This is a genomic window from Nocardia wallacei (assembly GCF_029869545.1).
GTDB lineage: Bacteria > Actinomycetota > Actinomycetes > Mycobacteriales > Mycobacteriaceae > Nocardia > Nocardia wallacei_A.
This window is the reverse complement of record NZ_JARWQD010000073.1, coordinates 18,355-41,164: the sequence shown is the minus strand read 5'-3', so window position 1 is coordinate 41,164 and position 22,810 is coordinate 18,355. Positions and strand designations below refer to the sequence as shown.

General features: G+C 70.2%; 20 protein-coding genes. 9 read left to right on the top strand and 11 right to left on the bottom strand.

All coding sequences use genetic code 11. The features are described 5' to 3' along the window. Positions 1 to 6: 6 nt before the first annotated feature. Positions 7 to 1,125: a BTAD domain-containing putative transcriptional regulator gene (locus QH290_RS04670; RefSeq protein WP_280382056.1), complete on the top strand. Its 1,119-nt coding sequence runs from the start codon at positions 7 to 9 to the stop codon at positions 1,123 to 1,125. 26 nt (positions 1,126 to 1,151) lie between these two features. Here the strand turns inward: QH290_RS04670 and QH290_RS04665 are convergent, their stop codons facing one another. Further along, positions 1,152 to 1,538, bottom strand: a complete 387-nt coding sequence (locus tag QH290_RS04665; RefSeq protein ID WP_280382055.1) for an excalibur calcium-binding domain-containing protein — start codon at positions 1,536 to 1,538, stop codon at positions 1,152 to 1,154. Positions 1,539 to 1,767: 229 nt separating this feature from the next. Here QH290_RS04665 and QH290_RS04660 point away from each other — a divergent pair, with 229 nt between their 5' ends. Next, the gene (locus tag QH290_RS04660) at positions 1,768 to 3,246 is read left to right on the top strand and encodes a DUF4185 domain-containing protein (RefSeq protein WP_280382054.1); all 1,479 of its coding nucleotides are present in this window, start codon (positions 1,768 to 1,770) and stop codon (positions 3,244 to 3,246) included. 11 nt (positions 3,247 to 3,257) lie between these two features. Here QH290_RS04660 and QH290_RS04655 read toward each other — a convergent pair whose 3' ends face one another. Both QH290_RS04655 and QH290_RS04650 read right to left on the bottom strand, forming a co-directional pair. Continuing rightward, positions 3,258 to 4,301, bottom strand: a complete 1,044-nt coding sequence (locus QH290_RS04655; RefSeq protein WP_280265153.1) for a fused (3R)-hydroxyacyl-ACP dehydratase subunits HadA/HadB — start codon at positions 4,299 to 4,301, stop codon at positions 3,258 to 3,260. Positions 4,302 to 4,490: 189 nt separating this feature from the next. Further along, positions 4,491 to 6,647: an Rv0361 family membrane protein gene (locus QH290_RS04650; RefSeq protein ID WP_280382053.1), complete on the bottom strand. Its 2,157-nt coding sequence runs from the start codon at positions 6,645 to 6,647 to the stop codon at positions 4,491 to 4,493. A 125-nt stretch (positions 6,648 to 6,772) separates the two neighbouring features. On the opposite strand from QH290_RS04650, the gene QH290_RS04645 reads away from it, so the two are divergent. Further along, positions 6,773 to 7,234: a DUF3151 domain-containing protein gene (locus tag QH290_RS04645; RefSeq protein ID WP_280382052.1), complete on the top strand. Its 462-nt coding sequence runs from the start codon at positions 6,773 to 6,775 to the stop codon at positions 7,232 to 7,234. A 17-nt stretch (positions 7,235 to 7,251) separates the two neighbouring features. Next, positions 7,252 to 8,403: an FUSC family protein gene (locus QH290_RS04640; protein WP_425303548.1), complete on the top strand. Its 1,152-nt coding sequence runs from the start codon at positions 7,252 to 7,254 to the stop codon at positions 8,401 to 8,403. Between the two features lie 391 nt (positions 8,404 to 8,794). On the opposite strand, the gene QH290_RS04635 is transcribed toward QH290_RS04640, so the two are convergent. Then, a complete protein-coding gene (locus QH290_RS04635) occupies positions 8,795 to 9,580 on the bottom strand; it encodes a site-2 protease family protein (RefSeq protein ID WP_280262636.1) in 786 nt (261 codons plus the stop codon). Then, entirely contained in the window at positions 9,577 to 10,236 is a 660-nt protein-coding gene (locus tag QH290_RS04630) for a hypothetical protein (protein WP_280262638.1), read from the bottom strand. Before QH290_RS04630 ends, QH290_RS04635 begins: the two co-directional genes overlap by 4 nt. Before the next feature lie 343 nt (positions 10,237 to 10,579). Here QH290_RS04630 and QH290_RS04625 point away from each other — a divergent pair, with 343 nt between their 5' ends. Further along, a complete protein-coding gene (locus QH290_RS04625) occupies positions 10,580 to 11,869 on the top strand; it encodes an adenylosuccinate synthase (RefSeq protein ID WP_280262640.1) in 1,290 nt (429 codons plus the stop codon). Positions 11,870 to 11,886: 17 nt separating this feature from the next. Here the strand turns inward: QH290_RS04625 and yczR are convergent, their stop codons facing one another. Then, positions 11,887 to 13,386: a MocR-like transcription factor YczR gene (gene yczR, locus QH290_RS04620; protein ID WP_280262642.1), complete on the bottom strand. Its 1,500-nt coding sequence runs from the start codon at positions 13,384 to 13,386 to the stop codon at positions 11,887 to 11,889. 62 nt (positions 13,387 to 13,448) lie between these two features. On the opposite strand from yczR, the gene QH290_RS04615 reads away from it, so the two are divergent. From QH290_RS04615 to QH290_RS04605, 3 genes are read left to right on the top strand one after another with little or no spacing between them, the layout of a single operon-like run. Then, positions 13,449 to 13,724, top strand: coding sequence for a hypothetical protein (locus QH290_RS04615; protein ID WP_280382051.1), 276 nt, complete (start codon positions 13,449 to 13,451; stop codon positions 13,722 to 13,724). Between the two features lie 30 nt (positions 13,725 to 13,754). Continuing rightward, positions 13,755 to 13,997 (top strand): hypothetical protein, encoded by a 243-nt coding sequence (locus tag QH290_RS04610; protein WP_280262645.1) that lies wholly within the window; start codon positions 13,755 to 13,757, stop codon positions 13,995 to 13,997. Between the two features lie 49 nt (positions 13,998 to 14,046). Continuing rightward, complete coding sequence (locus QH290_RS04605; protein ID WP_280262646.1) at positions 14,047 to 14,598, top strand: methylated-DNA--[protein]-cysteine S-methyltransferase; 552 nt, start codon at positions 14,047 to 14,049, stop codon at positions 14,596 to 14,598. A gap of 18 nt (positions 14,599 to 14,616) precedes the next feature. Here the strand turns inward: QH290_RS04605 and QH290_RS04600 are convergent, their stop codons facing one another. From QH290_RS04600 to QH290_RS04590, 3 genes are all read right to left on the bottom strand, one after another. After that, positions 14,617 to 15,120 carry a hypothetical protein gene (locus QH290_RS04600; RefSeq protein ID WP_280382050.1) on the bottom strand — a complete coding sequence of 168 codons (504 nt, stop codon included), beginning with the start codon at positions 15,118 to 15,120 and terminating at the stop codon, positions 14,617 to 14,619. Between the two features lie 55 nt (positions 15,121 to 15,175). Then, positions 15,176 to 17,791, bottom strand: a complete 2,616-nt coding sequence (locus QH290_RS04595) for a helix-turn-helix transcriptional regulator (protein WP_280262648.1) — start codon at positions 17,789 to 17,791, stop codon at positions 15,176 to 15,178. A gap of 203 nt (positions 17,792 to 17,994) precedes the next feature. Further along, complete coding sequence (locus QH290_RS04590; protein WP_280262650.1) at positions 17,995 to 19,092, bottom strand: CaiB/BaiF CoA transferase family protein; 1,098 nt, start codon at positions 19,090 to 19,092, stop codon at positions 17,995 to 17,997. A gap of 220 nt (positions 19,093 to 19,312) precedes the next feature. On the opposite strand from QH290_RS04590, the gene QH290_RS04585 reads away from it, so the two are divergent. Next, positions 19,313 to 20,284, top strand: a complete 972-nt coding sequence (locus QH290_RS04585) for a purine-nucleoside phosphorylase (RefSeq protein WP_280382049.1) — start codon at positions 19,313 to 19,315, stop codon at positions 20,282 to 20,284. A gap of 116 nt (positions 20,285 to 20,400) precedes the next feature. On the opposite strand, the gene QH290_RS04580 is transcribed toward QH290_RS04585, so the two are convergent. Then, the gene (locus QH290_RS04580) at positions 20,401 to 21,273 is read right to left on the bottom strand and encodes an amidohydrolase family protein (protein WP_280262654.1); all 873 of its coding nucleotides are present in this window, start codon (positions 21,271 to 21,273) and stop codon (positions 20,401 to 20,403) included. A 76-nt stretch (positions 21,274 to 21,349) separates the two neighbouring features. Next, a complete protein-coding gene (locus QH290_RS04575; protein WP_280262656.1) occupies positions 21,350 to 22,735 on the bottom strand; it encodes an FAD-dependent oxidoreductase in 1,386 nt (461 codons plus the stop codon). Between the last annotated feature and the right edge of the window lie 75 nt (positions 22,736 to 22,810).

Here is a 22,810-nt window from a genome sequence, read left to right as displayed (position 1 = left end):
ACACCCATGAGCTTGGATGTGCGGGTCCTGGGACCGGTGCGGTTGCTGGTCGGTGGTGTGCCCGTGCCGGTGGGCGGGCCGAAACCGCGGGCGCTGCTGGCCGCCCTCATCGTGAACCGCCGCCGCGCGGTGTCGTCCCAGGCGCTGGCCGACATGGTGTGGAACGAGGATCCGCCGGATTCCTATCAGGCCAGCCTGCAGGTCTTCGTCTCCAATATCCGTAAGGCGCTGCGTAATTCGGGGGTGGATCCGGGGGCGGTGCTGCGCACCGAATCCTCGGGCTACCGCTTCGAGGTAACCGACAGCGGTTGTGACCTGGGCCGGTTCGAGCTGGCCCGCCGCTCCGGCACCGAGGCCGCCGACGCGGGAAACCACGAGGCGGCCGCCCGCCGGTTCGCGGCGGCCCTGGCCGAGTGGAGCGGCAAGGCGCTCGACGATCTGGCCGGGCTGCAGTTCGCCGACAGCTTCGCCACCGCCATGGACGAGGAGCGGCTGCTGGTCGCCTCGGCGCGCATCGATGCCGAAATCGCCTGCGGGCGGGCGTCTTCGGTGGTCGGCGAGCTGGTGTCGATGACGAATGCGCACCCGCTGCGGGAGCCGCTGTGGGCGCAGCTGATCACCGCGCTGTACCTGTCCGGGCGACAGGCCGATGCGCTGGACGCGTGCCGCCGGGTGCGCACCGTGCTCGCCGACGAACTCGGCATCGATCCGGGCCCGGCGCTGGTCGAACTCGAGAAGCGGGTGCTGCGCCAGGAGCCGCTGAACACCCTGGCGATCGCGCAGGCCGAGCGGATGGCCGCCGCGATGACCGAAACCGTCACCGAGGCGCCGCACAGCGCGCGGGGCGGGCGCCTGCGACTGCCGGACGGCCGCGTGGTGCCGATCGCCAAGGGCGGCTTGAAGATCGGCCGGATGACCGACAACGACCTGGTGCTCGACGACCCCAAGGTGAGCCGCTACCACGCGCACATCCAGCCGAGCCGCGCCGGCCTGCTGATCAAGGACCTGCACTCCGCCAACGGCATCTTCATCAACGACCTGCCGATCGACAGCGGCGCCATGCTCACCGACGGCGACATCATCCGAATCGGCGCGACCACCCTGGTCTTCACCGCCGACGATTAGCAGGGGGAACCGGTTGTGCGCCAGGGTTATTGCGGTAGGTCGCAGGCGACTCCGTTGCCGTCGGTGTCCAGTCCGGCGCGGTAGCCGCGCTGGCCCGCGTAGAGCGGACCGCCGTGCTCGGCCCAGACCTGGGTGCAGGTGGCGTAGAAGGGATAGCCGGGTTGCGCGTCGCCGGAGGGTGGTAGCAGGACCGTCTCGTGCGGGCTGTCCGACCAGCCCGAGCCGCCCGCGCTCGGCGCGGCCCCGCTGGAGCCCGGGGGCACGGCGCCGTCCCGAGGCGCGGCCAGGGCGGGGGCGGCGCACAGGCCGAGCAGACCGGTCGCGGCGACGATCGTGAACAGGTGCCGGGCACCCCGTCGGTGCCTAGGGCCGTGCCGGATGGCTTCGGCCCGCAGCGGTTCATCCACGGACATGCGGTTCTCCGAGCGGGAATTCGAGGGTGGGATCCACTGTAGGCGCGTTTCCTGAGAGTCGTGCGCACCGTTGCCGCGCCGCGTTCGGGGCGGGAGAACTCGCGGGACACAACGCGATCGAATGCCGCGAGTTGCCCGGTTCGTCCGGGTAGTGTCTGGCGCGGGTGAGACCGCCGCGCCGCGGCGGAACGAAACGCGCAAATACACACGGTATTCGAGGGGTTGGACCATGGCCGTGCGGCTGCTGGCTGCCGTTGGGGCGATCGTCGTGGGTGCCGGGATGCTGGTGGGTACGCAGCATCCGGCGGCTGTCGCGGCGCCCGGCACCGAATCCGATTCCGCCGCACCGATTCCCGGAATCGGCCCGTGCGCGACCGATCCGGCCCCCAAGCACGAGTCCCTGGTGCCGAAGACCCTCGAGGTGCCGGTCCCGTACCCCGTGATCACGGCCGATCCGGGTGAACCGCCCGCCGGTCCGCCGGTCCGCACGCCGGTGGAGCTGCCGCCGGATCCGTGCACCAATCCGTGCCCGGACCTCACCGACGCCCCGGAGCCCCCGCCCGGTCTGCTCGGCCGCCTGGGCCTGCCCGAACTGCTGCTCAACCCCAAGCCGTTCTTCTTCGCGCTGCCGCCCGGGCCGTCGCCGGATCCCGTGCCGCCGCCCCCGCCGCGCGCCGATCCGCCGGTCGAGGCGGCGCCCCGCACCGCCGCCCCGGCCCGGCCGCAGGTGCGCGGCGTGCGCGAGGTCGCGAAGCTGACCGGGGCCCATTCGGTCAACCGCACCGACAAGCGGTGGCAGGTGTACGGCACCGATCTGGGCATCATGTGGGAGAGCGCCCCCGGCGAGATCGCCATGGCGTTCGGCGACACCGTCGGCGTCGGATTCCATCCACCCGGCGGCATGGGCGGCGACTGGCGCAGCAATCTGCTCGCGTTCAGCAGCAATCGGGATCTGGACCGCGGCATCGTGTTCGACCGCATGGTGACCGACGGCCGCTGCCACGCCGCGGAGGTGCTGCACAGCCGCAAGAAGGACAATATCGAGATCACCACGATCCCCACCTCGGGGTTCAGCATCGGCGAGCGGCAGTACCTGAGCTATATGTCGATTCGCACGTGGAACAGCATCCCGGGCACGTTCTTCACCAACTACGGCGGCATCGCCTACTCCGACGACCACGGCCAGACCTGGACCAAGGACCCGCACGCGCGCTGGGACAACATCTTCGGCCTGGCGAATTTCCAAGTGTCCGCGATGGTTCCGCAGGGCGACTACGTGTACATGTTCGGCACTCCCAACACCCGGCTCGGTTCGGTCGGGCTGGCCCGCGTGCCCAAAGACCAGGTGCTCAACACCACGGCCTACCAGTATTGGCGCGACGGGAACTGGACCCCGGTCGGCGGCGCCGGGACGGCCACGCCGGTCGTCGACGGCCCGGCCGGTGAGCTGTCCGTGCGCTACGACCCGGCGCGCGCGGTCTGGCAGATGAGCTACCTCGACACCGCCAAGGCCGCTATCGTTGTGCGCGAAGCGAATTCACCGCAGGGCATCTGGTCCGAGAGCGCCCCCACGGTCTCGGTGAGCCAGTACGCCGAACTCTACGGCGGCTTCATCCACCCCTGGTCCTCGGGCTCGGACCTGTATTTCACCATCAGCACCTGGAACGACTACAACGTCTACCTGATGCATGCCGACCTGGGCGAATAACTTCCCCGGGCTCAGCTCAGGCGGACCTCGGCGATGGCGCGGCCGAACAGCTTCTTGCCCTCCGAGGTTCCGCTCAGCAGGACCGTGGCGGTGCGGCGCTCGGGGTCCAAAGACTTGATCCTGCCGGTGAATTCGATGGTGGCGGGCGTCGTCGGCTCGACCGGAACGAAGCCCGCGAACCGCACGCTGTAGGACTCGATCGCGGTCGGATCCTCGAGCCAGGCCGTGAGGAAGTCCGCGCCCAGGCCCATGGTCAGCAGGCCGTGCGCGACCACCGTGGGCAGTCCCGCCAGCTCGGCGGCCCGGTCGCTGAAGTGGATCGGATTCGGGTCCCCGGAGACGCCGGCGTAGTTCACCAGATCGCCGCGGGTCAGCTGCACGGTGGTGGCGGGCAGCTGATCGCCGACGCGCAGGTCGTCGAAGCTGGGTGCCGTCTGAACCGTTGTGCCGCTGCGTGATTCGGCCAGTTCGGGAATCTTGGTGGCTTGTTCGGTGGCGATCGCGAGCAGCACCTCGGGGTCGGCGTGATCGACCGCGCGACGGTGCATCACCAGTCCCTCGACCAGCCGCACGATATCCGGATCGATCTCCTGGCCCAGGCGCGCCACGATCGTGGTCGTCCCCACCAGCACGACCTGGCCCAGCTCGTCGGTCATCGTGGCCCGGACGGCGATGAAGTCGTTGCCGCGCATCCGGCGGATCGATTCGATCGCCGCCTCGCTGTGGAGCCGGTCCCCGGCCACGATCGGGCGGTGCATCTCGAAGACCTGGTCGGTCTGCAGCACCTGGGACAGGTCGTACTCCGACAGCACCGTGTCCAGCAGGGCCTGGGTGGTGGTCATGCCGATCACCGACGCGAAGGTGGGCGGGGCGATGACGCCGTCGAAGCCGAGCTTGCCGGCGTCGGCCTCGTACCGGTGTGCCGGATGGTTGTTCTGTACCGCCCGGGCGAACTCCCGGATCTTCTCCCGGCCGACGTCGTAGTGGTCCCGGATCCGGAAATGCCGACCCGCCACGGATGCGGACGCCGGCGCTTCGGGTGCCAGCTCCGGCATGTCCCTTGCTCCCTGCTCGAACTCTTACTGCGTAAATCCCGGTAGGGCCGAAACCCCCTCGGCCCGGACAATCCGGATCATGCTACCGGCGTGTCGGACCAGTGACCAGGAATCTGTGATGTTCATCGCCGACGGGCGGCCCGGCGTCACAGGCCGCGACGGATATCACAACGCAGCGGGATGCCGGGGTCAGCCGGCGGCGGCGTTCGGGGGATCGCACACCTTCCATCCGTCCGGCGTCTGCTGCAGATCGAAGGTGCGCGCGATGCGCTTGTCCGGGTCGGCCTCGGTGTAGACGCTGGCCTGCGCCACCGCCTTGTCGCCGGTGATCTGGACGGAATCGACGCTGTCGACCTTCGGCACCTTCTTCTGATCCACCGACAGGCGGTACACACCCGCGAACTGGTCGGGCGCGATGTTCTTGTAGAACTCGTGCAGCGGACCGCAGGTGGCCGCGCGCAGCTCCTCGAGGTCCCCGCTGTCGAGGGCGCCGGCGTAGTCGTTGACCGCCGCGGTCACCCGCCCCTCCGGCGAATTGTCCTCGCCGCCGCCGACGATGCCCACCACGGCCGCGATCAGCGCGATCACGACCACGACCGCCGCACCGGCCACGATCAGCCAGCGCTTGTTGCGGCCGCCCGCGGGCGTAGCGGGGGCATTCGGGGCTGCGGGCGGCACGTGCTGCGGTGGTGCGACCTGGCGCGGCTGCGGCGGCCGCGGCGACAGCGGTTGCGCGGGGACGGTCGGCTGGGCGTCGGCCGGTGAGGGCGCGCTCGCGGCCTGCCGCGGTTTCGCGGGCGGACGGGCCATCCCGGACCGCGCCTGGTCGGCGGGTGGCCCGGCCTGCGCCGGTCCCGAGGGGCCCTGCGGCACCGAGTTCTTCGGCCCGGCGCCCGGACGCGGGGTGGCGGGCGGTCGGGTCACCGGCGGCGGACCGGCGGTCGGGGGTACGACCCGGTCGCCCTGCTGCGTGCCGCCGGGACGCGGCTGATCGCGATCGCTGGGCTGCTGCACCGGCAGCACGGCGGTGGCGGCATCGGACGGATTCGAGATCGCCGGGATCGCGGCGGTCTTCGCGTCGTCGTCGTCTTGCTTCGATGTATCCGATTGCCCTGCGCCGGAAGGATTTCCGGGCTTCTGAGCGGCACTCTTGGGGATGGCCTCGGTCTGCGCCTCACCGGAAGCCGCCGCGGCCTCGGCCCGCTTGATCGAATCGACGGTCGGAGACGGGTTACCGGATCCGCTCGCGGGAGTCTGCGCGTCGCCGGGCTTGTCGGCGGCGGTGGGCTCCGCCGGGCCGGACGCACGAGGGATATTCGAGTCGTCTTGCGCCGGAGTGGATCCGGGCCGTTCCGGGCTGCCGGGACGGTTCGCTGCCGACCCCTGCTGCGCGGGCACCGGTGCGGTCGGAGCCTGCGATCCGGTGCCCTCTCGGTCGGCGGCGGCATCCGGCTTCCCGGAACCGGACGGTGCCGCCGGAGAATCCGCCGCCCGGTCCGCCGCGGCCTGCGGCACCGGCCGAGTGGGCGCCGACGCGGTATCCGATCCCCCCTCCGCCCCGCCCGACAACCGCTGTGGCGCAGGCGAACTCGAGGCACCCGGCCGCGCGGGCGCGATGCGATCGCCGGGTGCGGAGGTATCGCCCGGGCTCTGCCCGGGACGTGCGGGTTCATCGGCGGCGTCGCGCCGCGCGGAGGACCCACCCGAGCTCTGGCCCGGATACGAAGACGTGGCCGCGTCGCGTGGTGCGGGGTGATCGGCCGGGTTCTGGCCTGGCCGCGCGGTTGGTGCGGCCGCGTCGCGCGGTGCGGGCTGGTCGGCCGGGTTCTGGCCCGAGCGTGCCGGTGGGGTGGCGGTGTCGCGCGATGCGGGGTTCTGGCCCGGCCGTGCCGGTGGGGTGGCCGTGTCGCGCGATGCGGGGTGGTCGGCCGGGGTTCGGCCGGGATGTGAGGCAGGAGTGGTGGCGTCGCGCGGTGCGGGGTTCTGGCCTGGGCGCACGGGTGGGGTGTCGGTGGGGCGTGTGGGTGTGGCGCCCGGGCGGGGCGGGGTGGGTGGTTGGGGGGATGGTGATACGCCCGGCTGGCCGGTGGCCGGTTCCACGCGGATGGCTCGGGTTTGGGCGGAGGGCGAGACGATCGGCTCGGTCGGGCCCGCGGGCTCGCGGTGGATTCGATCGGTGGACAGCTGATCGCGGGATATGCGCTGAGTCTTGCCCGCGTCGGATCCGCCCGCGGTCGATCCGGCCGGGCCGGGCGGCGGCGCGTCGGGCGCAGGGCGCTGCTCGGCACCGGCGGACCCGGGCTGTGCCTGCCGTTCGGGCTTCTGATCGTCGTTCGGGTCGGACACGCGCTACCCCTCGCTCAATGTCAACAGTGAACTCGACGGTCAGCCTAACGAGCATTCCGGGCGGCGGTGCACATTGCGCCGTCCCGATGAGCGTTCCGGGGCGTCCGGCGTAGATAATGAACCGCATGACCTCCTTCGGCGATCTGCTCGGACCGCAGCCGGTACTACTACCCGAGAACTCCGACGCGGAACAGGCCCTGCTCGACAACGAGGATCCCGTGCAGGTGGCCGCCGCCCACCCGACCGCCTCGATCGCCTGGGCCCAGCTCGCCGAGAACGCGCTGGCCCGCGCGCAGGCCGACGGCGCCGAGGTCGAGGGCGCGGGCCAGGTGAGCCCCGACGTGATCGCCGCCTACGCCTTCGCGCGCACCGGCTACCACCGCGGCCTGGACCTGTTGCGCCGCAACGGCTGGAAGGGTTTCGGCCCGGTCCCGTGGAGCCACGAGGCCAACCGCGGCTTCCTGCGCTGCGTCGGCGCGCTGGCGCGGGCCGCCCGCGTGATCGGCGAGACCGACGAGTACGCGCGCTGCCTGGACCTGCTCGAGGATTGCGATCCGCGGGCCGCGTCCGAACTCGGCCTGGACTGAGCGGGCCGCACACCGCATTGGCCAACGCCACCTCGCTCAACCTCGACACCGTCCGCGACAGCGGTAGGCAGCGCCTGCGCAACGGCGGGCAGCGGCTGCGCAGGTCCGCACTGCCGATCGTCCAATGCGCGGTCGGCGCCGCGCTCGCCTGGTTCCTCGCCCATCGCGTCGTCGGCCACCCGCAGCCGTTCTTCGCGCCGATGGCGGCCGTCATCTCGATCGGCGTGTCCTTCGGCGCGCGGCTGCGGCGCTCGGTCGAACTGGTCGCGGGGGTCGCGGTCGGCATCGGCATCGGCGACTTCTTCATCGCCCGCGTCGGCACCGGGCCGTGGCAGATCGCGCTGGTGGTGGCGATCGCCATGGCGATCGCGGTATTCCTCGACGGCGGCGCGATCATCCCCATGCAGGCGGCCAGCTCCGCGGTGCTGGTCGCGACGCTGATGCCACCGCACACCGGCGGCGGCACCAACCGGATGGTCGACGCCCTGATCGGCGGCTTGGTCGGCATCGTGGTCGTGGCGGCCATTCCCCTGCACCCCGTCCGGCGCGCCCGTCAGCAGGCCGCCGACATTCTCGCGGTGATGGGCAGGGCGCTCACCGACTGCGCCGACGGACTGCACGAGCAGGACTCCGAAAAGGTCAGGCTCGCACTGCAATCCGCCCGCGGCACCCAGTCGCAGATCGACGCGCTGCGCAGCGCCCTGGAGGGCGGCCGCGAGGTCAGCCGCATCTCACCGCTGTACTGGAATTCGCGACGGCGGCTGGAAACCATCCGCACCGCCGCCGACCCGCTCGACAACGCGGTCCGCAACACCCGCGTGCTGCTGCGCCGCGCGCTGACCCTGGTGCGCGACGACGAGATCCTCGATCCCCGCATGGTCGACGAGGTGGAGGACCTCGGCAAGGCGGTGGATGTGGTGCGGCGGTACATGATCGCCGATCCCGGGGACCAGCCCGATGCCGCCGAGGCGACGCGGGTGCTGCGCCGGGTGGCCAAGGGGGCCACCAAGGATCTGGTCGAGGGCGCGGGGCTGTCGGCGCACGTGGTCTTCGCCCAACTGCGGTCCATCGTGGTCGATTTGATGCAGGTGTGCGGGGTGCGGCGGCTGTCGGCAATCGCGTTGTTGCCGCCGACTGTCGAGCATCCCTATGTGAAACCGGAGGAGTAGGGGCGTCCGGACCGGAAACGATCGCCACCGAGCTGGGGCTCGAGCGGGCCGGGGCCGGATGTGAGTGCCGGTGCGGCCGACTGCGAAGTGTCCGATTCGGCCTGTGGGGGAGGCGGTTCGATCTTCGGGTAGTGCACTACTCATGTGCGGGATGTGGTCTGCCCGTAGCGTTTTCACTGACCGCGCGACGAGGGGTGGCGCGGTTGGAACTTCGCAGAGGCGGCGGACGCCCGAGGCCATATGGTGTGGTGGCCTACTGGGCGGGCGGTCGCGCCCGAGCGAAGTGGGCCGCTCGATTCCATGAGGTCGAATCGGGCGGCCCTACCGGGAGGGGAAAGTTGGGGGGAAGGTCCGGGCGGTGGTGGCGGTCAGGCGGTCGAACCGGTTGTGGTCACATCCAGAACCAGGTGAGGCTGCTGCCGTATCGCCACCACCGCCACGGAACCCCGGACAGCTCGAACAGGCCGTCCACGAGGCTGTAGAAGGCGTCCCGCAGCGGCGGCACACCCCACAGCACGGCGAACAGCAGCAGGAAGCCCCACGGCTTCACCTGATCCAGCGACCGCCGCGTCTGATAACTCAGCGACGGCTCCAGCAGCCCGTAGCCGTCGGTGCCCGGCACCGGAATCAGATTCAGCACCGTCGCGATGATCTGCAGGTAGGCAAGGAAACTCAGCCCGAACCAGAACGCCGGATGCGCGGTCGCCGACCCGAACAGCCGCACGATCACCAGCAGCACCACCGCGCACGCGGCGTTCACCGCCGGACCGGCGCCGCTGATGACGCGCTGGGTGCGCGCGGAGAAGCCGCCCGACTGCAGGTAGACCGCCCCGCCGGGCAGCGCGATCCCGCCCACCGCGATGAAGATGATCGGCAACACGATCGACAGCACCGGATGGCTGTACTTGAGCGGATTCAACGTCAGATATCCGCGCAGCTCCACCTCGCGATCACCGGCCCGCCACGCGGTGAAGGCATGCCCGAACTCGTGCAGGCACAGGCTGACGATCCAGCCGAACACCACCATCACGAACACGCCGAACTTCGCCCGGGTCGACGACACGTCGGCATCCCACGCGAGGGCGCCCCCGGCCACCGCGACCACCACGATCAGCAGGAACACCGGACTCGGGCGCACGGCCCCCGACATGCGCCGCGCGCTGAACGGCCGGCTCATCGGACCAGCAGCCAGGGCTCGTGATGGCGATAGAAGCTCGACCGCGGCACCGTCCGGTCGCCGCTGATGCCGTCGCGGGTCACCTGCGCGCCCGGCGAACCCAGCTGGACCGCGCGACCGGCCACCCAGCGGCGCTTGCGCAAGCCCCGCACCACCGTGGCCCGCACGCCCGGCATCTCCAGAGTCGGTGAAATATGCAGCGCCCCAACCTTCCCCGTGAACAGCCGGACGTCGTCGACGTAGGCCTCCCCCTCCAGTTTCCCGCCGTTCGGGCCGGTGACGGTGGCACGGCCGACCAGCACCTTGCCGGTGTCGTCGCGAATCAGCGGGGTCGGCGTGGGCTTGCCCTCCAGGGCGCGCTTGGCCGCCGAGGAACCCGTGCCGGTCTGATAGGCGCGCGAGCCATAGGTGCGATCCACTGGGACGTAACCGATCTCGACACCCAGCCGCTCGGTGCGCAGCAGATGGGTGAGCACCGTGGCCAACCCGGCATCCTCACCGAGCACGATCAGCCGCGGCAGGCTGTCCGCGGCCAGCACCGGCAGCAGCTCGTCCAATTCGGCGGCGTCGGGCAGCGCCGCGGTCTGCGTGGTCGGCAGCGATGCGAGTGCGATCGGCACCGGAGCGCCGTTGCAGCGGAGAACATGAGTACTCAACTGCGGAACACCCTCCTCGGACCTGACAACTCCATCGTCCTCGCTGCATTCGGCGGGCCTTTCTGGTCCGCCTTCCCCGAGCCACCATAGCTGTGCTCGTTGGCCTGCGCCTCCGGCTGGCTGGGTTCGATCGCCGGTGTACGTCACGGTGGGTGCAGGCTGTGTTTTCGGCCTCCGCCTTGCCGCGCCGAAAAACTCCGGTGTGCTGCGGGCCACAAGTGTCCGGTCGGGTCACCGGGGGTGGGGGCGGCATCCATTAGACTGTGCCCCCGGCCACCGCCTCGGAAACGGCAGGTAGCTGCAGCGTCGGGGATGCTGCGCGTCGAACCGTAGGAGACTCCACATGCCGGCAATCGTCCTGATCGGCGCCCAATGGGGCGACGAAGGTAAGGGCAAAGCTACCGATCTGCTCGGCGGTCGAGTCCAATGGGTGGTCCGCTATCAGGGCGGCAACAACGCCGGGCACACCGTGGTGCTGCCCAACGGCGACAACTTCGCCCTGCACCTGATCCCGTCGGGCATCCTGAGCCCCGGCGTGACCAATGTCATCGGCAACGGCGTGGTCGTCGATCCGGGCGTGCTGCTCGATGAACTGGCGGGGCTCGAGGAGCGCGGGGTGGACACCTCGCGGCTGCTGCTGTCCGCCGACGCGCACCTGATCATGCCGTACCACGTGGCCATCGATAAGGTCACCGAACGATTCCTGGGCAACAAGAAGATCGGCACCACCGGTCGCGGCATCGGCCCCTGCTATCAGGACAAGGTCGCGCGCGTCGGCGTCCGGATCGCCGACCTGCTGGACGAGAAGATCCTCACCCAGAAGGTCGAGGCCGCGCTGGAATTCAAGAACCAGGTGCTGGTGAAGATCTACAACCGCCGCGCGCTGGACGCGCAGCAGGTGGTCGACGAGGTGCTCACCCAGGCCGAGGGATTCAAGCACCGCATCAGCGACACCCGGCTGCTGCTCAACCAGGCGCTGGAGGGCGGCGAGACCGTGCTGCTGGAGGGTTCGCAGGGCACGCTGCTCGACGTCGATCACGGCACCTATCCCTACGTGACCTCGTCCAACCCGACTTCCGGTGGCGCCGCGGTGGGTTCGGGCATCGGGCCGAACCGGATCGGCGCCGTGCTGGGCATCCTCAAGGCGTACACCACCCGCGTCGGCTCCGGCCCGTTCCCGACCGAACTGTTCGACCAGTCCGGCGAATACCTGGCCAAGACCGGCGGCGAGGTCGGCGTGACCACCGGGCGCTCCCGCCGCACCGGCTGGTTCGACGCGGTCATCGCCCGCTACGCCACCCGCGTCAACGGCATCACCGACTACTTCCTCACCAAGCTGGACGTGCTGTCGAGCCTGGACCGGGTGCCGATCTGCGTCGCCTACGAGATCGACGGCGAGCGGGTCGAGCAGATGCCGACCACCCAGACCGAATTCCACCACGCCAAGCCCATCTACGAGGAGATGCCCGGCTGGTGGGAGGACATCTCCGGCGCCCGCACCTTCGAGGACCTCCCCGCCAACGCCCGGGCCTACGTCCTGCGTCTCGAGGAACTGTCCGGCTCCCGCATCTCCTGCATCGGCGTCGGCCCCGGCCGCGACGAAACCATCGTCCGCCACGACGTACTGGGGTAGGACCGCGCCGCCCGCGGTCAGTAGCAGGTGAAGGGGGTCAGGGGGTCGGCGGAATGGGGGGTGAGGGCGGCGTAGGTGCTGGCGATGGCCTTGGCGCCCAGGCGCAGATCGGATTCCTCCTGGGTGAACGGGAGGCGGATGAACCGCTCGAATGCGCCCTGGACGCCGAAACGCGGTCCGGCGGCGAGTAATACGCCGTGGTTGGGGGCCGTGGCGGCGAGCGCGGTCGAGACCGGGGCGGGCAACTGGACCCACAGCGACATGCCACCCGCGCCGGTGACCGCCTGCCAGCCGGGCAGCTCCTCGGCCAGGGCGTCCAGCAGCGCCGCACGCCGCACGCGCAACTGGTCGCGGCGACGGTCCAGGATCGTGCCCGCGTGTTCGAGCAGGTACGTGGTGGCCAGCTGATCCATCACCGGAGTGCCCAGGTCGACCGTCGAACGGGTGCCGAGCAGCTTCGCGATCAGGGATTGATTCGCCCGCACCCAGCCCACGCGCAGGCCGCCCCAGAACGACTTCGAGGCCGAGCCGATCGTCACGATCTCCGGACCGCGCGCGAAAGCCGCTGCCGGAGGCGGGGTTTCGCCGTCCAGCTGCAGATCGGCCATGGACTCGTCGACGATCACCGTCATCCGGGTCTCGCGGGCGATGGCGGCGAGCTCGGCCCGGCCCGCCGCGGTCATCAGCAGGCCGGTCGGGTTGTTGAAGTCGGGCACCAGGTAAGCGGTGCTGGCCGCGGTCTGCCTTGCGGCACTGCGGATTCCGTCGAGATCCCAGCCCTCGCCGGGCTGTTCCGGGCGCAGCGGAACCGGCACCGGCCGGGCGCCGACATCGCGGATCGCCTCGATCGCGTTCGGGTAGCTGGGGTGGTCGATCAGCACCCGCTCGGCCGGGGCGGTGAGGACGTTGAGCAGCAGCCGCAGTCCGTGCTGCGCGCCGAGGGTGACCAGGATCTGGTCCGGCTCGGTCGGCAGCCCGCGCTCGGTGTAGCGGCGCGCGATCGCCTCGCGCAGCGGCAGCACGCCGACCGGGTCCATGCCGTGTGTGCCGAGATAGATCGGAAGACCCTGCAGCGCAACCGAATACGCCTCGCTCATCTCCGGGGGTGCGGACATCGCGGCGTAGGTCATATCGATGGTCGGCACCTCGGCGGGTGGCATCATCGCGAGGATGCTGCGCGCCGGTTTGGTGCCGTCGTGCTTGACGGTGGCGGGCAGCGCGACCGTGCTGCGGGAGCCCTGGCGGCTGATCAGGTATCCGTTCTCGCGCAGCAGCGAGTAGGCGGAGGTCACGGTGGTGCGGCTGACGCCGAGGGTGGTGGCCAGGTCGCGCTCGCTCGGGAGCGCGACACCCAGCGGGGCGCGGCCGTCGTGGATCAGCAGCCGGATGCTCTCCGCCAGCGCGAGATAGGCCGGGCGCGACGTCCGCCGCGGGGCGCCGTCGGTCTCGGGGTCGTCGTGCCGCCACCGGCCCAGATCGCGGGTCAGGGTGGCCGCGCTGATCACGCGTGTCGCCATAGGGGCCAGTATTGCGACGCTGGCTATGTATTTCAAGTCCAGCTGCGGTGCACACTGCACGCATGACTGCACTGTTCCTGCTCGGCGTGGTCGTCGTGGTGACGGCCGCAACCCTTCGTCACTACGCGCCGCGGTCGGGTGAGCGCGCGGCATTCCGGCAGGCGGTGCTGCGGGCGCGACACTCGCTGACCGACTGGGGAGCGGCGCGCCCGATCGAGCGGCGGGAGATGCCAGTCGGTGAAATTGGCCCTCGATTCGTGGCCAGGCCCGGCCGCTACTGCACCAGGGCGCTGAATCTCCGGCGATCAAAGGCCAGTTATGGGCGTGTGGATATTTAATTCCGGGCCAGATGCTCGCAGGCTGATTCCATGGTGTCCTTCATCGCTGCCCTGGCCGTCGTCGTGATCTTCGCGGCGATCGTGTATCGCTACGCACCCACGCGCGGTCAACGCGCCGCCGAGCTGTTCGAGCGATACCGCCCGCACGCGCCGATGGCCGACTGGTCCCTGTCCTATTACGACGATCGGCGCCAGTATTCGGAGCTGATCGCGATCAGGACGAACCGGGAATCGGAGGCGGCCGCGGGCGCGGTGCGGTCCAGTTCTGAATAACTGGACCGGGCCGTCCGGATCTGTCGGTCTCGCGGTGCACACTGGCTTCATGCAAGAAACGGACCGGCTCGCCGCGGCGACGCTGTTCGACACCGCGATCGGCACCTGCGCGATCGTGTGGACCGATATCGGCGTCCAGCGCTTCCTGCTGCCGGAGCCCACCGTGGCGGCCACCCGCTCGCGGCTGCTGCGCCGGAATTCCGGAGTGCGCGAAGCGGAACCGACGCCATCGATCGCCGAGGCCATCGACGGCGTCCGCGCGCACCTGTCCGGCGCCTTGGACGACCTGCGGTGGATCGTGCTGGACCAGAACGGAAGCCCGGAGTTCCATCGCGCGGTCTACGAGGTGACCAGGGCCATCGACCCGGGCCACACGCTCAGCTACGGCGAGGTGGCCGAGCGGATCGGGGCGCCCGGCGCGGCCCAGGCGGTCGGTCAGGCGTTGGGCCGCAACCCGATTCCGCTCATCGTGCCGTGCCACCGGGTCCTGGCCGCCGACCACGCCCTGCACGGCTTCTCCGCCCCCGGCGGCATCACCACCAAGGAGCGCCTGCTCGAGATCGAGCGCACCCCAGGCTTCGGCGAGCCAATGCTGTTCTGACGCGTTCCGCGGGGCGGGTCACGGCTGCTGCGGCGCGGGGCCGGGCACGAGGGCGTTCTGGATGCCCTCGGTGGTGCGGTTGACGCCGTCGACCACCTCGTTCGGCACGCCCTCCGGGACCGGGGCGCTGAATTCGCCGAGCCGGACGGTGCGCGGCGCCGGGGCCTCGGGCTCCGCGGGCTTGTCCGGCTTCGGCGGTGCGGGCTTCGGCGCGGATCGCGGTGCGGGAGCGCTGTTCTGGGGTGCCGCGGCGCGCAGATCGGCCTGCGGCTCCGCCTCCGGTTCGGCGGGCTGATTCGGCATGACCACGCCCGGCTGCACCGGTCCCGGGGCGGCGGATGCCACGGCGGCGCAGCTCAACCCGACCACCAGCGGCAGCACCGCCAGCGCGACCCGAATCCCCGCCCGCACGTTCCGATTACGACGATTCACGCCGAGCACCACCCTCACCGATCCGATGACAACCCGGGCGACGAGCTGTCGCCCGACCAGATCGTAGCGGGCATGTTCCCACCGATCCACCGCTTCAAACCTCGAATTCGCGACCACCCCGGCCCTCCCGGGCCGTAGCCGAGGATCAGTTGCGTTGTCTGCCCTTGGGCGGCTCGCCGCGCATGAGTTCGGCGAGTGCCTCGCGGTCGGTGACGTCGAGCTTGATGCAGGCCCGGTAGAGGTGCCCCTCGACCGTCCGCACCGACACGGTGAGCCGGTCGGCGATCTGCCGATTCGTCAGCCCGGCCGCGACCAGATTGGCGATCTCGCGTTCGCGCGCGGTCAGCGGGAGCGGCTGCGCGGACTGGCGCAGGGCCGGTGTGCTGGCCCCGCCGCAGGCCGCGGCCAGCCGGTTCGCCGTCGCGGCCGACTCCAGCAACCGGCGCCGATCCCCGGAGCGCTCGTGCGCCGAGGCGGCCTGGGCGGCGGCGTCGGCGGCCGACAGCAGCGCGCCGAGCTGTTCGAATTCCGCTGCGGCGGTGTCCAATCCGGGCCCGTCGTTGGAGGCGACGGCGACCGCGTGGCGGGCCTGGGCCTGTACCAGGCGACCGTCGATCCGGGCGGCGATGTCGGCCAGCCGCCCGGCGACGGCGTGGTCGCCGAAGCGGGCGGCGGTGTGCAGCGCCATCGCCTCGATGGCGTGCTGGTTGGAGCGCGCCGCGGCATCGGCGGCGGCGATGGCGAGCCGGACGGCGGGGGTGACGGTGCCCTCGGCCGCGGCCTGCCAGGCCCGGGCGATATCGAGCTGCGGCTCGTACACCGCGGAGTGGCGGCCGCCGCGGCGATCGGCCTCGGCGATGACCTCCTTGGCCTCGGCGGCGCGGCCCAGCGCCGAATATGCCTCGGCCAGGCGGACTCTCGCCGGGAACATCCACGCCGCGGCGCCCTCGGCGGTGAGCGCGGCCAGCGCCTGTTCCAGGTTCTCCACGCCGTCCGGGAAGCGGCCCTGGGCCACGTCGACGGTGCCCTGCAGGATCTTCGACAGCCCCCACGCCAGGTACTGCCCCGGCGACGAGTAGCCGAAATACGCCGAGGCGCCGCGCCGCGCGGCCTCCAGGTCGCCGGTGAAGGTGAGTGCCAGCACCTCGGCGTGCGCGGACATGAAGCGGTTCAGGCCGTCGATGGCGGATTCGACCTCGTGCCCTCGCGCGGCGTACGTCCGGGCGGCCTCCCCGCGGCCCATCAGCGCCAGCGCCAGCCCGCCGCCGAACGAGGCCCACCACACCGCCCACGGCGGCGATTCGGAATCCGACATCACCTGTTCGGCGTCGAGAAACGCGTCCTCCAAACGGTTTTCGTTGACCGCGCACGCGGAGGCCAAGCCCTGCAGCGTCAGTCGCAGCTTGGGGTGGGAGACCTTGCCGCGCACCAGGGCCAGCACCTCGTCGGCGCGATCGGCATCGCCCATGGACCACAGCAGATTCGACACCCGGGTGCTGCCCCAGCGGACCAGCTGCAACTCGTCGAGCTGGTCCGGGTCGAAGCTGGCCAGGGTGCGCTCGGCCTCGATGCGGTGCCCCTGATAGAGCAGGGCGCGGGCGAGCAGGTCGGCCGATTCGACACCGCCGCGGCGCTCCACCGCCGCCCGCGCGAAGCGTTCGCCGAGCGGAATATTGGCCAGCCCGATCGCGTCGGCGGCGGCCGCCTCGAACAGCTCCAGATCCGCGGATTTATCGCTGTCCAAGGCCAATTCGGCCAAGCGGATGCGGTCGGAGGCGGACTTGATGGGCCGCTCCCGCAGCGACGAGTACAACCGCCCGCGCAACCGCCGCGCCGACGCGATGCCCAGCCGCCGCCGGATCACCTCGCCGAACAGCGGATGGTTGTAGCGGACCAGCAGCTGGTGCGTATTCTCGACAATCCTTATGACGCCCCGGGATTCGGCCGCCTCCACCGACTCCTCCCCGGCGAGCTCGGCCAGCACGTCGAGATCGATCGGTTCGCAGAAGGTGAGCAGCTCCAGCACCCGCAGCACGTCCTCGGGCAGCTGCTCCACCCGATCCTCCAGCAGCGCAGCCAGTTCCGAGGTGACCGCGGCCCGGCCGCGCAGCTGCCACACCCCGTTGACCTGCCGCAGCGTCCCCGCCTCCAGCGCTCCTTCCACCAAATGCCGCAGGAACAGGGCGTTTCCGCCCGAGGACTCCCACATCAGGTTGGCGGTGAAGCCCTCCAGCTGACCGCCGAGCATGTTCTCCACGAGCTCGACGCTCTGGCGTTCGGTGAAGGGGGACAGGTCGATTCGCAGCAGGTGCCCGTCTTTCCACAGCGAGGTCACCGCGTCGGGGACCTGGACCCCGCTGCGCACGGTGCACACGATATGGGCCGCCTTGTCGATGGCCAGCTGCAGCAGCAGCGTCGCCGACAGCTGGTCCAGCAGGTGTGCGTCGTCGACGCCGATGATGGTGTGCCCGTCGGCCAGCAGCGCCTCGCGGGCGGCGGCCATGAATGTCACCGGATCGTGCGCGGTGTAGACGCCCACCATGTGGGCGAAGACACCGAGCGGAATGCTGCGGGCGGATTCGGTCCCGGCCACCCAGCGGATATTGCCGCCGACCGCGGCCGTCGCCTGCCGTGCGAGCGTCGTCTTGCCGACGCCGGCGTCGCCGGTGAGCACGGCGCCGACGAATCCGGTACCGGTGAGTGCCGCGCGGATCGACTCGAGTTCATTCCCGCGTTCGATCATCGGCCAGTTCCGAGCCATGCAAATTACTTTAGTGCCTCAGCGAATGTACGCGGAGCGAACGAAGGCCGAACGGCAGCAGGCAGATCCAGCACAGATGCCGATGTGCTATCGACAACCGGCGCCGCCGTGCGCGTGCATCTGTACACACGTTCAGGTCGGCGGTGGTTCGGTGCGCCCGATCCGTGCCGCCGACCTCGGCGTGAAGGCCCGCGAATGCGGATTCAGTCGGCCCAGACCCGCTCGATCGGCGTCGCCTCCGACGGCGGCGGTGTGGGTGTCGCGTTCGGCGTGCGGGAGAAGCGCGGGGCGGGGGCGTGCTGCACGACGCCGTCGATCTCCACCAGCGCCTCGCGGGCGGCGATGTGCCCGTTCTCGGTGGCCTCGGTGAGGGTCAGGACGGGGGTGACGCAGGCGTCGGTGCCCTCGAATATCGCCGACCATTCGTCTCGGGTCTTGGTCTTGATCCGGTCCGCGAACAGCTTTTTCAGCTGATCCTGGGCGTTCGGATCGATCTGGTGCGGCAGGCCCTCCGGATCGATCTCCAAACCCTTCAGGAATTCGGCGTAGAACTGCGGTTCGATGCAGCCGACCGCCAGGTACTTGCCGTCGGAGGTCTCGTAGGTGTCGTAGAACGCCATCCCGGTGTCGAGCAGATTGGTGCCGCGCTCGTCGGACCACAGGCCCATTCCGCGCATGCCCCAGATCATGTGCGACAGCGCCAGCGCGCCGTCGATCATCGCGGCATCGATGACCTGGCCCTTACCGGAGTTCTGCCGCTCCACCAGCGCCGCCAGAATGCCGAACACCAGGAACATGGACCCGCCGCCGAAGTCGCCGACCATGTTCAGCGGCGGCACCGGCCGCTCGCCCTTGTGCCCGATGGCGTTGAGCACGCCGGTGAGCGAGATGTAGTTGATGTCGTGACCGGCGCGATCGGCGAGCGGGCCGTGTTGACCCCAGCCGGTCATGCGCCCGTACACCAGCCGGGGATTGCGCTCGAGCGCGACATCCGGGCCCAGGCCCATGCGCTCGGTGACGCCCGGCCGGAAACCCTCGATGAGCACGTCGGACTTCTCGACCAGGCCCAGCACCTTCTCGATATCGGCGGGATCCTTCAGATTGGCCTCGACGATGGTGCGGCCACGCCACTGCGGGCGCTCCATGAACCCCGGCAGCTGTCCGGGCCGCTGCACCCGCACCACGTCCGCGCCGAGGTCCGCGAGCAGCAGCGCCGCGTGCGGACCGGGGCCGATACCGGCCAGTTCAACAACTCGGATGCCCGCCAGGGGGCCCTGCCGGGTGGTCGATGGAGTGCTCACGCGCTACCTCGGTTCGTCGTCGATCCTCGTACCGGAGCCCGGTACGTCTCGAGCCCGGCCCCGTATTGTCAGTATGACAATAACGGCGCCCGCCTCGTCAATGGCGGGGTCCACTCGCGGCCGCCGGGCCGATACCGCTCGGCAATACCCGGTTACGTCCAGGCAATGCGGTATGCCTACCGTCTGAGCAGCATCGTTGGACGACGACGGGAGATGACAGGTGTTCACCAGGGCTATCGGCCTGCTGGCGACGGCGTGCGCGGTGGCGGTCGCCGCCACCGGCTGCGGCAGCGGCGACTCCGGCGATGACAAGGTCGACGTGAAGGCGCTGATCATCACGATGTTCGACCCGGAGGCCGAGCCGTGGGTGGACAAGCAGCGGTGGACGCACGAGATTCCCGTCGAGGGCGTGCGAACACCGGTGCGCTGCAACGACTCCGGGCTGTGCATGATGGTGACGGATATGGGCAAGGTGAACGCCTCGCTGTCCACCGCCGCCGTCCTGGGCAGCCCGCGTTTGAATTTCGACGACGCGTACTTCATCACCGCGGGAATCGCCGGAACCCCGCCCGACGCCGGGACGCTCGGCTTCGCCGCCTGGGCGCGCTGGGTGGTCGACGTGGATCTCGGGCACCACGTGCTGCCGCAGGACGATCCGAACGTCGCCAACGGCTATGTGCCGCACTCGAAGCCGAGCACCCAGGTCTACGAGCTGGACGGCAGGCTCGTGGATGCGGTGTACCGCAACACCAAAGGCGTCGAGCTGGCCGACAGTCCCGATGCCGCGCAGGCGCGGGCCGCCTACCCGCAGCAGCAGGGAGACCCGAAACCCACTGTCGTGCAGTGCGATACGGCCACCGGGGACAATTTCTTCAACGGCCCCGCCGCCTCGGCCCGCGCGGCCCACATCGTCGGCCTGTACTCGGGCGGCCAGGGCCGCTACTGCACGACGCAGATGGAGGACAACGGCACCGCGGCGGCGCTGCAGCGCGCCGGGAAGCTCGACCGCTACGTCAGCCTTCGCACCGCCAGCAATTTCGACCAGCCGCATCCGGGCCAGACCGTCGGCCAGGCCCTGGACGCGGTCGAAAACGGCGGCTACTCACCGGGTTTCCCGCTCTCGATCGAAAACGCCTACCGCGTCGGCCTGGCCGCCGCCGACTACCTGATGCAGCACCCGAACCTCGACTAGGGCGGATTCCGGCGAAGAGCATGCCGGAAATAAGGGATGCGCCTGGTGCATGCCGGGATGAGGGACGCGCGTGGTGCATGCCGGAATGACGAGGCAGCTCGCGATTGGTTGCCGGGCTACTCGATGATCGGGAGCGGGATCGTATCGCCCGGGGCGAGTTTCGGTAGTTCGTCGCGGTGCAGGCGGAGGGTGGGCGGCTCGCCGGTCCGGATCGGGCGCGTGGCGGGCTGGTCCTCGTGGGCCGGGCGCACCTTCACCGGCAGCCGGTAGAACGAGCGCGCGTTGTCCTCGAGGACCTTGTACATGTCCGTGCCGATGACGTCGGCGATCAGCTCGACATCCGAATTCCGGAACGGGCGGCCCGCACGGGTGCCGGGCAGATCCGACCCGAACATCAGCGCATCGGGGTTGACGGTGTGGATGCGCCGCAGCGCCGAGGCCACGTTCATCGACACGCGGCCGAAGCCGGACGCCTTCACCCGGGCGCCCCGGTCGACCAGGTTCAGCAGGTACGGCAGGCATTCGTCGGACATGCCCATGTGGTCGATCGACAGCGCGGGCAGCTTCGAGATCACCGGTTCCAGCGAGCCGAGCATGGACCCGTCGATATACAGCTCGACGTGCCACCCGGCGATATCGTGCGCGCGCAGGGCCTGCATGGTCAGCGCCACGATATCCCCGGCCGCGCGCTTGAGGTTGAACCGCAGCGCGCGCACGCCCGCGCGGTCCAGGTCCGCGATCTCCTCGTCACCCGCGTCCGGGTCCAGATTGATCACGCCCACCCAGTTCGGGCCGAGTTCGGCCAGCGACGCGCGCAGGAAGCCGGTGTCGGTCCCCTGGAACGAGGCGCTGACCACCGCACCACCGTCGATATCGAAGCGGGACATGCGCTTTCGATAGTCGGCGATGGTGTAGGGCGGCGGCAGGTAGCCCTCGTTCTCGATCAGCGGGAACCGCGGATCGATGATGTGGACATGGGAATCGAACACGTGATCAGCATGCCTCACAACAGTGACAAATATGTAAGAGAATGTGTCCTCCCGGCACCGGCGGCCGGGAGCCGCGCTAAGCCTTGTGCGGTTCGCTGGCGGCGAGCATCTCGTGCCGCTCGACGACCTTGACGCGCTCGCGGCCCTGCGGCTCGCCCAGGGAGCGCTCGTGGGCGTCGAGGCGGTACCACCCGGCCCAGGTGGTGAACGGAATCCCCTTGCCCTCCAGGAACTTCGTCACCGCCTCCGGCTCGCGCTCGGCGGCCGGGGCGAAGTTCGCGGCGTCGTCGAGCAGGCAGGCGATGGTCTCGTTGGCATCGCCCTTGGTGTGGCCGATCAGGCCCACCGGACCGCGCTTGATCCAGCCGGTGACGTAGGTGGCCGGGACGAAGCGGTCCGCACCGTCGGCGTCCTCGTCGGCCAGCACGCGCCCGGCCTCGTTCGGCACGGTGCCCGCCTGCTCGTCGAACGGCAGCTGGGGAATGTTCTGCGACAGGTAGCCGACGGCGCGGTAGACCGCCTGCACGTCCCAGTCCCGGTAGACGCCGGTGCCCTTGACGTTGCCGGTGCCGTCGAGCTGGGTGCGCTCGGTGCGCAGCCCGGTCACGCTGCCGTCCTCGCCGACGATCTCGTGCGGCGACTCGAAGAAGTGCAGGAACAGCTTGTGCGGGCGGTTGCCGACGTCGCGAATCGCCCACTGCTCCAACGTGTTGCAGACCATGTCGACCTGCTTGGAGTGGCGGCGCGCCGCCTCGGAGCCCTCGTCGTAGTCGATGTCCTCGGGATCGACGATGACCTCGATATTCGGCGAGTGGTCCAGTTCGCGCAGCTCGAGCGGGGTGAACTTGGCCTGCGCCGGACCGCGGCGGCCGAATACGTGCACCTCGACCGCCTTGTTGGCCTTGAGCCCCTCGTAGACGTTCGGCGGGATCTCGGTCGGCAGCAGCTCGTCGCCGGTCTTGGCCAGCACGCGGGCCACGTCCAGTGCGACATTGCCGACGCCGAGCACCGCGACCTTCTCCGCGTCCAGCGGCCAGCTGCGCGGCACGTCCGGGTGGCCGTCGTACCAGGACACGAAGTCCGCGGCGCCGTGCGAGCCGTCCAGGTCGATGCCGGGGACCGGCAGCGCGCGGTCGGCGTTGGCGCCGGTGGAGAAGATCACCGCGTCGTAGAACCGGCGCAGCTCCTCGAGGGTGATGTCGGTGCCGTAGTCGATATTGCCGAGCAGGCGCACCTGCGGCTTGTCGAGCACCTTGTGCAGCGCGGTGATGATGCCCTTGATGCGCGGGTGGTCGGGCGCGACGCCGTAGCGGATCAGGCCGAACGGCGCGGGCATCCGCTCGTACAGGTCGATGCTCACCTCGGCATCGGACTTCATCAGGGCGTCGGCGGCGTAGATTCCGGCCGGTCCGGCGCCCACGATCGCAATGCGCAGTGGGTTGGTCGCACTGTATTCCGTCATTCTTACGCGCACCCTCTGGTCGAGAACTCTGTCGTCATGTACTCAGCCGTGTATTCAGCCGTCTTTCTTAGCTTA

Excerpts from the sequence above, each read along its gene's own strand:
- QH290_RS04575 (WP_280262656.1), bottom strand. The coding sequence starts at position 22,735 with ATGACGGAATACAGTGCGACCAACCCACTGCGCATTGCGATCGTGGGC.
- QH290_RS04615 (WP_280382051.1), top strand. The coding sequence starts at position 13,449 with ATGACTGCACTGTTCCTGCTCGGCGTGGTCGTCGTGGTGACGGCCGCA.
- QH290_RS04605 (WP_280262646.1), top strand. The coding sequence starts at position 14,047 with ATGCAAGAAACGGACCGGCTCGCCGCGGCGACGCTGTTCGACACCGCG.
- QH290_RS04625 (WP_280262640.1), top strand. The coding sequence starts at position 10,580 with ATGCCGGCAATCGTCCTGATCGGCGCCCAATGGGGCGACGAAGGTAAG.
- QH290_RS04595 (WP_280262648.1), bottom strand. The coding sequence starts at position 17,791 with ATGGCTCGGAACTGGCCGATGATCGAACGCGGGAATGAACTCGAGTCG.
- QH290_RS04610 (WP_280262645.1), top strand. The coding sequence starts at position 13,755 with ATGGTGTCCTTCATCGCTGCCCTGGCCGTCGTCGTGATCTTCGCGGCG.
- QH290_RS04655 (WP_280265153.1), bottom strand. The coding sequence starts at position 4,301 with ATGCCGGAGCTGGCACCCGAAGCGCCGGCGTCCGCATCCGTGGCGGGT.
- QH290_RS04665 (WP_280382055.1), bottom strand. The coding sequence starts at position 1,538 with ATGTCCGTGGATGAACCGCTGCGGGCCGAAGCCATCCGGCACGGCCCT.
- QH290_RS04670 (WP_280382056.1), top strand. The coding sequence starts at position 7 with ATGAGCTTGGATGTGCGGGTCCTGGGACCGGTGCGGTTGCTGGTCGGT.
- QH290_RS04635 (WP_280262636.1), bottom strand. The coding sequence starts at position 9,580 with ATGAGCCGGCCGTTCAGCGCGCGGCGCATGTCGGGGGCCGTGCGCCCG.
- QH290_RS04660 (WP_280382054.1), top strand. The coding sequence starts at position 1,768 with ATGGCCGTGCGGCTGCTGGCTGCCGTTGGGGCGATCGTCGTGGGTGCC.
- QH290_RS04645 (WP_280382052.1), top strand. The coding sequence starts at position 6,773 with ATGACCTCCTTCGGCGATCTGCTCGGACCGCAGCCGGTACTACTACCC.
- yczR (WP_280262642.1), bottom strand. The coding sequence starts at position 13,386 with ATGGCGACACGCGTGATCAGCGCGGCCACCCTGACCCGCGATCTGGGC.